The sequence below is a fragment of the Paenibacillus sp. ClWae2A genome (genome assembly GCF_032452295.1).
Taxonomy (GTDB): Bacteria; Bacillota; Bacilli; order Paenibacillales; family Paenibacillaceae; genus Paenibacillus.
Genome location: NZ_JAULSQ010000002.1, coordinates 225952 through 238944, shown reverse-complemented (window position 1 = coordinate 238944; position 12993 = coordinate 225952). Strand labels below are relative to the sequence as shown.

Below are 12993 nucleotides of genomic sequence, written 5' to 3'. Positions count from 1 at the left end.
GTACACGTGGCTGGAAAGGAAGGATTGGCATGTGGATTGGTAGAAAAGGGCGAAATCTGATTGGAAGAACAATGAAGTTGGTACTTGTAAGTGGAGTGTTGATCACGAGTATCTGGTCCCTGGTGGCTTGTTCGGCATCGTCCATTGAACAGGAGCGGAAGGTCTACACCCGCGAAGCGACAGATGAAGGAAATGTGCGGGCACAGAGTCAAGGACACGGATTAAACGGTGAATTGGTGAGCGAGATCAGTAAGAGTTTTGAAGCAAAAGGCATTCAGTTGATGAATAATATGTCTGCCGATGACGGCCATGGTGGGATCTCTTATATGTATTTGTTGAATGGAAGTGGCAGACATATCGTGAAAGTCCATATTTTCAGTGATGCGACAACCCGGGCTGCCAGCATGAAACAAATGTATAGTGAGAATCGTGATGAGGCTGTCTTGGAGAATGCGCTTGGCCGGACAACGATTCGCAGCAAAGGATACGTCTCACTCGTATATACAGCTTCGGGTGGGGAAAAGGACAAGTATGAACAGGATGTGTTGCAGGTGTTCCAACATGTGCTGGGGCAACTAAGGTAAGTAGAGAGATATTCTTCGTAATTTACCATACAGTTGAAAATAAAGCCGAAAAACCCGTCTGATCTTTCAGACGGGTTTATATATTTCACGCATGACATGCCGCAGCTCGGGCAAAATGAGTTTTTCCATGGCCAATTTGACGGCTCCTTTGGAACCCGGCATGGAGAATACGGCTGTGCGTCCGATCGTTCCAGCGACAGCTCTGCTCAGGATGGCAGCGGAACCGATATCTTCGGTGTAACTGAGAAAACGGAAGATCTCACCAAAACCCGGGAGTTCCTTGTCGAGTAGTGAGGACACCGCTTCGTAGGTTGTATCTCGGGGTGCAATTCCTGTTCCGCCGCTAAGCAGCACAGCTTCGATATCATCACGAACGGCTGCCTCTTGGAGGATGCTTCGAATGTTCTCTGTTTCATCAGGTGTAATGATGTATTCAACAATCGGATAACCCGCTTCACTCAGAAGCTGGTGCATGAGTTGGCCACTGGTATCAGTGTCTTTAGTTCGCGTGTCAGACACTGTAACAATCATGCACGATACCGTGGTCGGAGCTTCCTGGCGATGTTGTTCCACTGAATTAGTCATGAAACTTCCTCCTTCAATCAACATGTCCTCATAGCATAGACCATCTGTTAGAAACAGGCAATGTACTGGGGAAGAGTTGAACATTATTGCACAACGAATGCGGGATGGTGTACACTCGCTAGATATAGATAGATCAGGTTACAAGAAGGACAATCAGAGAGGTGTATACGCATGAATGAAACGATTTTAAAAGAACAATCCATACCTGTATATATACTGTCAGGTTTTTTGGGAAGTGGCAAAACAACACTGCTTGTTCAGTTGATCGAACATTGGCAACAGCGGGGTTTGCGTCCCGCAGTAGTGATGAATGAGTTAGGTGAAGTCAATCTGGATGGACAGATTGTGGATTCCACCGTTCCGATGACAGAGATGTTAGGTGGATGCATCTGTTGTACCGTACGTGGTGACTTGGGATTGCAACTTGCTGATCTCGTTCAAGAGGAATCACCGGATGTGATCATCATTGAAGCCACCGGTGCGGCGAATCCAATGGAGATTCTGGATGCGGTAACGGAGACCTCACTCTACATGCGACTGGAACTGAAAAGTCTCATTACTGTTGTGGATGCAGCACATCTGTCTGGCCTGTATCAGGAGCAGAAGGGGCAGACGTTCAAACTGATGCAGGAGCAGATTCGTTGTGCGTCTGTGCTTCTCTTGAATAAAACGGATCGGGTGAGTGCGCAGGAACTGAAGGATCTGGAGCAGCTTTTGGCAAAATGGAATGGCTTCGCACCTGTAATTCCTACGGTCAAATGTGAGGTGGAGATGGATCTGTTGCTTCGCAGTGGGGCAGACGTGCACGTACGTGATTCAGCTTCTGAAGCAGGTAAGCCGGCTCACCAAGAGCATCATGTGCATACGGAAGCCTGTGGTACACATGGCTGCAATCATGGTCATGAACATACAGATCATACACTCCAAGGCGATGATACGAATACTGACGCATCCCATAGGCATGTCCATGCCCACAGTCACGAGCATTCCGCTCCTCATGCATCACACGAACATGTCATGGTGTATACGCATTATTTTAGTCATCCGGTGAACAGCGAGGCGTTTGAACAATTTGTATCTGCTTTGCCACGAGATGTATATCGAGCAAAAGGTATCTTATCGTTTAGTGACACGGCGAGCCGCTTCTGGTTCCAGTATGCCTACCGTGAATCGGATTACATGAAGATTACACCTCAGGGAGATGTCCCTAATGTTGCAGTGTTTATAGGTGAACATTTTGACCAAACTGTCATTCGTGACCAATTACTGGAATTGGAAGCGATAAAGTAGGTTAGATGATTCAATATTCCTCCGAACTGGGTATTAAGATGCATAGCAAACTTTGCCTGGGAGGTAACTTTAAATGACACAACAACAATATCAACAATGTATCGATGCTTGCCTGGAGTGCATGAATGCTTGCAACGTATGTTACATATCGAGTCTGAAAGAATATGATCTGGCGATGTTGCGTGATTGCATTCGTTTGAATCGGGAATGTGCGGAGATCTGCAGTTTTGCTGCACAAGCGATGACACGTGGAAGTGATTTCATTGCTGAAATATGCGAATTGTGTGTGAAAGCTTGTGAAGCTTGCGCCGCAGAGTGTGGCAAACACCAGCATGATCACTGCCAAGCATGTGCAGAGGCTTGCCGCAGATGTGCAGAAGCATGCCGGTTGATGGCAGCAGTGGCGTAAATATTATTTCGCTGGATATATAATTAAAACCGATAATGACCGTTGTCCCCTAAGGGAAGGCAGTGAACACAAGCATCTGAGACGATGTGCCTATGTGTTGCCTTTCAGTAGGGGATTTTTAATGCAGGTTGCCAAGTCTGATCGTGGTATGTATAATGATGGCAATGAATTGAAACGAAGAATATCAATGATCGGGAGAGTAGCCAGATCCATACATGACAGCGAGCCGGGAGAGGTGGAAGCCGGTATGACATGACCTGAGTGAACCGCACCCGTGAGATGGTTATCCGAAAAGATGTATGCATCCTGAGCGTGGATGTACTATATCTGTCTGAGGGTAATCCGGCTTGCGACCGTTATACGCATCGAGCGGAACAGGTTCTACTGGTATGCATGTTGATGCATATGAATAGCAGCTGTTCACCTAGAGTGGTACCGCGGGAACTGTTAAGTCAGCTCTCGTCTCTTATTTAGAGACGGGAGCTTTTTTATGTTTATTTTCAGCCAATAATGAATGGATAAGGAGTGTTCGACATGTTGATGAAGCAGGCTGCGGCCGATATTGCCCCTTTAACGGGGTTAAATGAAGAAGAGGTTCTGAGATTACTGGAAGTCCCACCACAGGCGGAGATGGGTGATGCAGCCTTCCCTTGTTTTGCATTGGCGAAGTCATTAAAGAAAGCACCGGCAGTCATTGCGACCGAGCTCGCAACGGGATTGCAGGCATCTGGAATTGAAGCGACTCCCGCCGGTCCGTATGTAAATATCCGTTTCAATCGGGAGAAGCTCGCGCCGAATCTGCTGAAAGAACTGGGGAATGCCGGATTTGGTAAGCTTCAGCTTGGTCAAGGTTCGCGTGTTGTGATTGATATGTCTTCCCCTAACATCGCAAAACCCTTCGGAATTGGACATTTGCGTTCTACTGTAATCGGTGCAGCACTGTATCGGTTGTATAACGAAGCGGGTTATACCTCCGTAAGTGTGAATCATCTGGGAGACTGGGGAACCCAGTTTGGCAAGCAGATCGCAGCATATAAACGGTGGGGCAATGATGAAGCGTTGCAGGCAGACCCCATCCGTACGTCTCTGGAGCTGTATGTGCGCTTCCACGATGAGGCGGAGAACGATCCTTCTCTTGAGATTGAGGCACGCGAGTGGTTCCGCAAGCTGGAGCAAGGGGATGATGAAGCACAGCGGTTATGGGCGTTCTTTGTGGAAGTGAGCATGAAGGAATTCAACCGGATGTATGAACGTCTGAATGTACAGTTCGACCATACGCTGGGAGAGAGCTTTTACAATGACAAGATGGGCGCGGTGGTTGAAGAACTCAAGGCAAAAGGTTTACTTGAAGAGAGTGATGGAGCACTCGTGATACGTCTGGAGGACGAGAACATGCCCCCATGCCTGATTATCAAAAAAGATGGAACAACAATCTATCCTACACGGGATTTGGCTACGGCGGTGTATCGTCATGAGGTGATGAAGGCAGATCGGTTGTTATACGTGGTCGGAGGCGAGCAGAAGCTACATTTCCGGCAGGTATTTGCGGTCCTATCCCGGATGGGGCATGAATGGTCTGCGAAGTGTGAACATATCCCGTTTGGCTTAATGCGTTTTGAGGGACGGAAAATGTCTACACGTCGCGGTAAAGTCGTCTTCTTGCAGGAAGTGTTGGATGAGGCAGTTGCTCGTGCCTTGCAGATTATTCAAGAGAAAAACCCGAATCTGGAGAACCCTCAGAAGGTGGCTGAGGCGGTCGGTGTCGGTGCCATTATCTTCGGTGATCTGCGTAATAATCGGTTAAACGATGTGGACTTCTCATTGGAAGATGCGGTGAGTTTTGAGGGGGAGACCGGACCTTATGTGCAGTATACCCATGCCCGGATTCAAAGTGTGCTTGCCAAGGCAGAAGAGGCGATCTGCGTGGAAAATGAAAACCATCTGACTAACCCCAGCCTTGCGGATGGTGATAATGAAACAGTGACCACTTCATACATTATCGGAGATACCTCATGGGCATTGCTGAAACTGCTCGGTGAATATCCCGAGTATCTGGAAAAAGCAATTCATCGGAATGAGCCTTCGGTCATTGCCAAATATACAATAGATGTCGCTCAAGCGTTCAACCGCTTCTATCACGCCGAACGGATTGCGGATGCGCCATCTGATGTAAGGTCCTTCCGGGTAGCCTTGGCGCAACGGACTGCCGAACGTCTCGCGTACAGTCTGTACTTGCTTGGTGTGCAGGCTCCAGAACGGATGTGATCACAATGACATGGAGTACACGTGGTCTTTTCAAGAAGCCCGATCAAGCTGCACTAGACTCAACAGGTCGAGGGATAATGCTTCAACAAGTGAGCAAACGATTAGGTAATACTCAGGTACTGAATCAAATTAATCTGGAAGTGAAGCAAGGCGAATGTGCTGTGCTTGTTGGCAGAAACGGTTCTGGCAAAAGCACATTGCTACGTATGTTGGCAGGTATTTTGTTACCCGATACAGGATCGATCCAGCGCACAATGAAGGGTTCTGATGGGTATGCAGTAGATGGGCTGCCACGTTTACCCTTTACCTCTGGAGAGTACTTGTGGGAGATGGGACGGATTCGGGGCATTCGCCCCGAAGTACTGCGTGGGCGGATTAGAGAACTTAGTGAACTTTTATATCTGGATACCGCGATCGATCAGAAGTTACCCCTACTGTCCAAGGGCACACTGCAAAAAGTGAATCTGATTCAGGCTCTGTTACCTGGACCGGGTGGTCTTTTACTGTTGGATGAACCGTTGTCAGGCTTGGATATTCCAGCTCAAGAGGCAGTTGTATCCTTCCTGGGGCAATGGAAGGTTGAAGGAACGTCCATCGTTACAGCTTGTCATGAACCGTTGCTTATTGAACGTTTGGCAGACCAGGTGATTGTGTTGAAGAAAGGCCGCGTGCTCCGCTACTGGAGTCGTGAAGATATACTTCAAGCTGGCGAACCAGTTGTACGTATACAAAGTCTGACGGAAGCTGGAGAGGATCTGGCTAACAATCTATCCGTTGTACAACAGCCAGGAGTACTGTCTTTAGTTCGTAATACAAGCTCAGGGATATCCAATGCTTGGTTGTGGGATTGGAAAGTGGTTCAACATTCAACAGATGATGTCCTCAGAATGATTTTGGCATCCGGAGGTTCGGTTGTGTCTGTACAACAGGAGGAAAGTCAATTACATATGGAAAGTCTGCTGGAAGGACAACATCCAGCTGTACATGCGAGTCGTGGAGGTGTCACAGAATCTGTGGACTTAAACTTTTCCATGGTTGATGCGGGGGGAGAAGCCAAATGATCTATCTGACTCGATATTTGTTAAGGCATCACATTCGCTCTCAGAAATATTTTGCACCGGTTATCTTTTATATCATCGCCATGCTGCTGATCTATTCCTACAAACCCAACCCTATTGCGGACAGTTACAGTGTCACGGCTATGCTGTTATTTCTGGCAGCTGCTTGGCTCGGAGTAATGGTGATGAATACCGAACCTGCGAAGCAGTATCAATTACTGGTCCTTCATACAGGAAGCAGGCGTAAGGTTGTAATAAGTCAACTCATCTGTGCCTGGATAATGCAATTCATGCTCACCGCAATCACTGTGCTGTATCCCGTGTTCGCGGGAATGTTCGAAAGACAACCCACAGGTGAGGAGTGGATGATGACTTGGTTAGGACATCTGGGGTTATCGCTGCTGGGATTGGGCATCAGTGTATTCTTTCAAAAATCGTACATTCCCTTGCTTAGTCGCAGTATGCCTGCCCTCATTATTGTATTATTACTATCGTTTATCCAAGGTTCCTTAAGTGAACGTTTGCCTGAATCGTTAGAATGGCTTGGCCGCATTCTTCCGCCAGCTTTTTATCTGGTTCGTGAGATGATGTTATTTGGTGAATCAAAGATGGACTCTTTTGTTTCGGTTATGCTGTGGACTGTGCTCTATGCATTAGGGTTACTAATCATCCATGTGTGGCTGTCCGGAAGAAGAGATCTACGGAGTTAGAAGACGCGCTTCCCGATAACTTGAATGTTGCTCTTGGTTTGGTTAGGATAGAGGGACATGGAATGGTTAACATTGTACGGTTGAAGGGGGCGCTCGCATATGCAAAATACAGATATCCAGAATGGTGACATGCTGGACAGCGAACACTCCAGGGAATTGTTTGCCTATTACGGATTGGCAGTGTACTACGGGCAGGCGCTTGAACAGCAGCTGGTCAATCTGATTTTATTAATGAAAATGTCTCAGGGCAAAGCCGTGTCTGAAGAGGATCTGGAAGATCTGTACGAACGAAAGATGAGCAGTTCACTGGGGCAGCTCATTCACGAAGTGCGCCATCATTTTACATTCTCTGAGGAAGAGACTCGCCAGTTGAATGAGTTATGGCAGCAACGTAACCGTATCGTACATCATTATTTCAAGGAACGAATTCACGAGACATTCAGTCCGGAAGGACGCTCACGTATGATTAAGGAATTGGAGGATTTCAAAGACCGTGCACAGGAGTTGGAGATCCGTCTTCAGCAATATACGGGTGCCTGGATTGCAGAGCTTGGTCTGGATGCCGAATCCGCAGCAGCTCTGCAAACGCTGGAGCGGATGCACACCGAGAGTATGCAAGCAAGGGCTTTGGAAGAGGATGAATGACAAGCAAACGGATAACGAAACGCTGGATATTAATGACGGCTCTGGCTGTAGTATTAGTGGGAATCCTGTGGACTGTGGTTACGGCAGTACGAATATCTGTATATACGGATGAGGATTCGTCCAGGATATCGGACGCAGCCATTATTCTGGGTGCAGCCGTGGAGGGGGATAACCCTTCACCTGTATTTCGCGAACGTATTGAACACGGGATTGAATTATACCGTCAGGGTACCGTTCGTAATTTGCTTTTCACAGGTGGCTCAAGTGGTGATGGAGAACATACGGAAGCTGAAGTGGGTCAGAAGTATGCCATCGCACATGGCGTAGATCCTGCGGACATTCGCATAGAGACCACATCCAGAATTACCGAGGAGAATCTGATCAATTCAATTCCGATTGGTGAACAGGCCGGTTATCAAACCTATACGATTGTGAGTGATCCGTTACATATGAAACGGGCCATGAAGCTGGCTGCCGGACTTGGTATGGATGCCGTACCCTCTCCGACACGAACTACGGCGTATCGAACCTGGCGCAGCAAGTTTCCTTTTCTCGCAAGAGAGACCGTGATGTACATGGGATATACGATCAAAGGATGGATAGACAATCCGCAGTAGCCCATGAGGTTGCACGCGGATTATTTTTTTGTCTGGACGAAATAAACAGTAACGGAACATGAATCCCGATGAAAATACAAAAAACCGATCTACACCGCAAACCCTGAGGTAGCTGTGTAGATCGGTTTTTGTTTTCCGTCAAGTACATCATTTTTGACTGGTTACTTAAAGAGCTTTCTGTTTTACTCTGTTATGCATTGCCTCCGGCAAAGGAGGTTGAGGTTGGAATGATCTCACCCGACGGATTCCCACTGGTTGCACTCGCTACTGCTTGCGCACCTTGCTGGAGCTGATACATCTTATAATAGCGGCCTTTAAGCTCCATCAGTTCATCATGTGCACCTTGCTCAACGATACGCCCGCGATGCAGAACCAGAATCTGATCTGCCGAACGAATAGTGGAGAGACGGTGAGCAATGATGAAGGTCGTACGTCCTTTTTTGAGGACTTCGAGTGCGTTCTGAATTAGTGCTTCCGTTTCCGTATCAATATTGGCTGTAGCTTCATCCAGAATGAGGATGGCCGGATCAAACGCCAGTGCCCGAGCGAAGGAGATCAGTTGACGCTGTCCAGCAGACAATGTGCTTCCTTTTTCGATGACAGGTTCGTCAAAGCCTTGAGGCAAATGAGCCAGTATACGCTGCGCGCCTACATCACGCAGCGCCTGTTCAATTCGTTCACGGGAGATCTTCTCATCGCCGAGACTGACGTTGGAAGCAATGGTGCCTGTGAACAGATACGGGTCCTGCAGTACAATCCCCATATGCTCGCGAATCCACTGTTTAGGTAGATCTTTGACGTTCTCACCATCGATCGTGATCTTGCCTTTTTGCGGATCATAGAACCGGAACAGCAGGTTGATGATTGAGCTTTTACCCGAACCGGTGTGACCGACCAGAGCGACCGTCTGACCTTGGGATGCTTTGAACGAGATATTGTTGAGTACGAAGTCCTTCTTATAGGCAAAGGATACATCATCGAAGACAACATTCCCTTTGTATCTTGGCATGGAGCCATCGGTTACGGGCTCTCCTTTTTCGTCCATTAGCTCAAAGACGCGACCAGCAGATACGAGGGAGGAGTCCAGGTTGGCGAGCTGGTTCACCATGCCGGTGATTGGCTGGAACAAACGGCCCAGAACATCAACGAAGGCATACAGAACACCCAGGGAGATAATACTTGTGCCATCCAGCACACTGGAACCGAAGTACCACAGGACCACCGCAAAGGCGATATTCCGTAATACGTTAACCAGGTTGTGTGAGGTGAAGGCATTCAGGTTGAGCATTTTGTTCTGGTGTTTCATATAGTCATCATTCAGATCTTCGAATTCCTGTTTGGTTTGTTTCTGATGGCGGAATACGCGGATAATGGACATCCCCTGAATGGACTCGTTAATGATTGCATTGATCTCACTCAGTCGTGATCGAATGATCGTGTTGTAACGAGTGGCGAATTTCCGATAGAGCACAATCCATGTAATGAGCATAGGCACAACGAATAATGAGATTAGACCCAGGCGGACATCAAGCAGGAAGAGTGCGACATACACACCCGTAATTGTGATGATTCCTGAGAAAAAGTTCGAAAGAACGGCAACGAACAGATCCTTGACGGCTTCTGTATCGTTTGTGACCCGAGATACAACTTTACCTGCGGGCAGGTTATCAAAAAAGTGTACCGGCAGTCGCTGAATGTGGGCATACACATCGTTGCGCAGTCTTTGAATGACTTTATTGGCCGAGGACTGCAGCCAGAATGTTTTACCAAACTCCATAATGACCGAGATCACGAGGAAGATCATGTAATACACAATTAATTGATAGATGCTGGGCATCTCTGGTTTGTAAAAAGCAAACAGTTCACCAGCGGACAAGGGTGCTGCCGCATATTGGCCTGTCACTTCACCTGCGCGTGTAACCGTGAGGGTTCCATCCGCATATGTGCGGTCCCCGTCAGGTGCATTGACCGGTTCATTTACAAAATAAAAACTTCTTCCGGCTTGTAATACCCGCACTTCGGAACCTTTGTTTTCATCCGGTTCGAACAAGCCTTCGCGTTTGTAATTCTTACCGTTGTAGACTGCGGCTTCATCTGAAGCTGTCGTCTCATAGAAAGGCTGCTCAATCGCGAGCAAGTGATTGTCGATCATGGATTTGGCGATGAACGGCCCGGCAAGCTCGGCCGCAACACCAATGGTAAGCATAATTAATGCAGCGATAAATGTTCCTTTGGCTTTCAAGGCGTAATCAAGCAGCCTTTTGCCTGTATTAGACTTCAATGAATTGACCTCCTACGTGGACAGATTGGACTCGACCTGTTGCCGTTCATACTGTTCACGGTACCAGCCGTTCATGGCTAACAATTCCTGGTGAGTGCCTTCTTCCGTAATTTTCCCGTGCTCCAGTACAATGATTCGGTCAGCATGTTCAATAGCAGACAGGCGGTGAGTCGAGATCAGCGTGGTTTTGCCCGAGCGTTTGTTGCGTATATTTTCAATAATTTTGGCTTCAGTACGTGCATCGACAGCAGATAAGGCATCATCCAGGATCAGAATATCAGGATTAGCAATAAAGGCACGCGCTAGCGATACCCGTTGTTTCTGTCCACCGGACAGAGAGATTCCTTTTTCACCAACGAGTGTATCCAGTCCATCGGACAAGGTTCCCAGATCCCCGTCAAAAGCGGCGGTACGAATGGCTTCCATGATAACTTCATCACTGGCTCCAGGTTTACCGAATTGAATGTTCTGACGAACTGATTTGGAGAACAGAACTTGTTCCTGAGGTACGTACCCGATCCAGCTGTGCAAGTCATCTTTGGCGATATCCTGAATCGGATGCCCCGAGATGCTTAAAGTGCCCGAACCGGCAGGGTATTCATGAAGCAGTTGTTTGAGCAAAGTAGACTTACCGCTGCCCGTACGACCCACAACACCCAATGTTTGCCCCCGCCGCAGCGAAAAGCTGATATGACTGAGATTGTCGACAGTGGAGCTGGGATAACGGAATGTAACATCCTGCATCGCAATTTCTTCGGGATTCATAACGTGAGCAGGTTGCTCCACATCTTGTACAGCAGGTTCTACCGACAAAGTCTCGTTGACCCGATCAAGTGAAGCGCTACCGCGCTGCATCAGGTTAATTAATTCGCCGATAGCAAACATGGGCCAGATCATCATCCCCAGGTACATGTTGAACGATACGAGATCCCCCAGGGTAATTTCATTATGAAATACAAGATATATGCCGTAGGCAAGTGCAATCACATAACTGAGTCCTACAAAGAGGCGGATGGTGGGTTCGAATAGGGCATCCATTCTGGCAACAGCCAGATTTTTGCGATACACATCTTCGGTCACATCGGCGAACCGTTTCTCGTCCAGACGTTCCTGCACATAGGCGCGCACGACACGGATACCGGCAATGGATTCCAGCACCTGGTCATTCATATCTCCGAATGCATCCTGTGCCAGGGTGTAACGTTGATGTACAGCTTTACCATAGATCATCATGGCAATGGCGATAAAAGGTAATGGCAGGATTGCCGCCAAGGTCAGTTTCCAACTAACCAGGAAACCCATGGCGAACAATACGGTGGCCAGAAAGGCTGTAGAGTCTGTTAAGGTCAGCATGCCGAAGCCTGCTGTAGTGGCAATGGAACGAAGATCATTGGTGGCCCGAGCCATCAGATCTCCTGTTCTGTTTTTCTCAAAAAAGGGAGGAGTCATCCGTAACAAGTGGTCCATAAAGCGGGAACGAAGCAGCCGCTCCACCAGGTTGGCACCACCAAACAGTTTGTGCATCCAAACGTATGTAACCAGATAGATAATGATGACCGTTCCCAGAATAAGCAAAATATAACGGGTAAGTGAGGTGCCGGTAATGGAACCGCGCACAATCTCGTCGATGGCATTGCCAAGAAGACGAGGGGGCAGCAGTTCGGCAATGCCCACCAGAATAAGCAAGATGACACCGGTTAGGTATCGTTTGCGTTCCAGCCGGAAGAACCAGGCCAGGTTTTTAAGTACAGAGAACAAGTGTTATCCCTTCCTTTCGATGTCCGAGAAATGCAGATTCCGTTCATGTATGCCGAAATGTACCCACAAAAAAAGACATACCGCACGCAGGCGGTATGTCTTCATATGATCATACGGCAGCATGGCTCCGAGAACAGAGCCGCCACCATACATAAGTTCGATTGTGAGTAAACATCACAGAGGTTCTAATGAAAGAACGCCTTGTCATGCCGACTTATGAACGGAATAATGATTTCGTGTGTGCTCCGGTATTTAATTGTGTGCTGAATTGACCTATCATATCTTTGTTAAACACCGTAATCACCCTTTCTTTTTTGGAAATAAATACAATGTAGACCTCGTATGTTTGCATCTTAACACCAGCTTTTACAATCTGTCAAACATTTTTCACAACTTAATTTGTCTTCATATGCTCTCTCGGGTTTGTATTCAAGTCCCTGTCGAGATATGATGGAACATATATATACAGAAGGAGCTGACACCAAATGAGTACCATACATGTATCCGATCAAGCTGCTCGCTGGTACAAGGAAGAACTGAATTTGAACGAGGGAGACAGCATTCGATTTTTTGCCCGTTATAGCTCTGGCGGAGGTCTTCACCCTGGATTTTCGCTAGGTATTGCTGTGGAGAAACCAAGACATCCTGCAGATCAAACCGAAGTGTCGGGGATTCAATTTTTTATGGAAGATCACGATTATTGGTATCTGAAAGGGCACCAACTGCATGTGGATATCGTTGATGAAGGTCAGGATATCGAATATCGTTATACCGAAATCTAATTCTTGAAG

13 protein-coding genes are annotated in these 12993 nt (G+C 47.6%); 10 read left to right on the top strand and 3 right to left on the bottom strand.

Translation table 11 applies throughout. The features are described 5' to 3' along the window. Positions 1–29 precede the first annotated feature (29 nt). Positions 30–584: a hypothetical protein gene (locus QVE09_RS07120; protein WP_315936289.1), complete on the top strand. Its 555-nt coding sequence runs from the start codon at positions 30–32 to the stop codon at positions 582–584. A gap of 66 nt (positions 585–650) precedes the next feature. Here the strand turns inward: QVE09_RS07120 and QVE09_RS07115 are convergent, their stop codons facing one another. After that, a complete protein-coding gene (locus QVE09_RS07115; protein WP_315936288.1) occupies positions 651–1169 on the bottom strand; it encodes a MogA/MoaB family molybdenum cofactor biosynthesis protein in 519 nt (172 codons plus the stop codon). 171 nt (positions 1170–1340) lie between these two features. On the opposite strand from QVE09_RS07115, the gene QVE09_RS07110 reads away from it, so the two are divergent. From QVE09_RS07110 to QVE09_RS07075, 8 genes are all read left to right on the top strand, one after another. After that, on the top strand, positions 1341–2459 hold the full coding sequence (locus QVE09_RS07110) for a CobW family GTP-binding protein (RefSeq protein WP_315936287.1): 1119 nt from the start codon (positions 1341–1343) through the stop codon (positions 2457–2459). 73 nt (positions 2460–2532) lie between these two features. Further along, the gene (locus QVE09_RS07105; RefSeq protein WP_062833864.1) at positions 2533–2868 is read left to right on the top strand and encodes a four-helix bundle copper-binding protein; all 336 of its coding nucleotides are present in this window, start codon (positions 2533–2535) and stop codon (positions 2866–2868) included. Positions 2869–2989: 121 nt separating this feature from the next. Then, positions 2990–3124, top strand: coding sequence for a hypothetical protein (locus QVE09_RS07100; RefSeq protein WP_256704105.1), 135 nt, complete (start codon positions 2990–2992; stop codon positions 3122–3124). A 278-nt stretch (positions 3125–3402) separates the two neighbouring features. Next, positions 3403–5133 carry an arginine--tRNA ligase gene (argS, locus tag QVE09_RS07095; protein ID WP_315936286.1) on the top strand — a complete coding sequence of 577 codons (1731 nt, stop codon included), beginning with the start codon at positions 3403–3405 and terminating at the stop codon, positions 5131–5133. Positions 5134–5138: 5 nt separating this feature from the next. Then, positions 5139–6194 (top strand): ATP-binding cassette domain-containing protein, encoded by a 1056-nt coding sequence (locus QVE09_RS07090; protein ID WP_315936285.1) that lies wholly within the window; start codon positions 5139–5141, stop codon positions 6192–6194. Beyond that, positions 6191–6901, top strand: coding sequence for a hypothetical protein (locus tag QVE09_RS07085; RefSeq protein WP_315936284.1), 711 nt, complete (start codon positions 6191–6193; stop codon positions 6899–6901). The genes QVE09_RS07090 and QVE09_RS07085 overlap by 4 nt, the downstream gene beginning before the upstream one ends. A gap of 99 nt (positions 6902–7000) precedes the next feature. Next, entirely contained in the window at positions 7001–7546 is a 546-nt protein-coding gene (locus tag QVE09_RS07080) for a hypothetical protein (RefSeq protein WP_053061520.1), read from the top strand. Then, a complete protein-coding gene (locus QVE09_RS07075; protein ID WP_315936283.1) occupies positions 7543–8163 on the top strand; it encodes a YdcF family protein in 621 nt (206 codons plus the stop codon). Before QVE09_RS07080 ends, QVE09_RS07075 begins: the two co-directional genes overlap by 4 nt. Positions 8164–8353: 190 nt before the next feature. On the opposite strand, the gene QVE09_RS07070 is transcribed toward QVE09_RS07075, so the two are convergent. Further along, entirely contained in the window at positions 8354–10444 is a 2091-nt protein-coding gene (locus tag QVE09_RS07070) for an ABC transporter ATP-binding protein (protein WP_315936282.1), read from the bottom strand. Positions 10445–10456: 12 nt separating this feature from the next. Beyond that, complete coding sequence (locus QVE09_RS07065) at positions 10457–12202, bottom strand: ABC transporter ATP-binding protein (protein WP_315936281.1); 1746 nt, start codon at positions 12200–12202, stop codon at positions 10457–10459. Between the two features lie 485 nt (positions 12203–12687). Here QVE09_RS07065 and QVE09_RS07060 point away from each other — a divergent pair, with 485 nt between their 5' ends. After that, complete coding sequence (locus tag QVE09_RS07060) at positions 12688–12984, top strand: HesB/YadR/YfhF family protein (protein ID WP_017689086.1); 297 nt, start codon at positions 12688–12690, stop codon at positions 12982–12984. Positions 12985–12993: the final 9 nt, after the last annotated feature.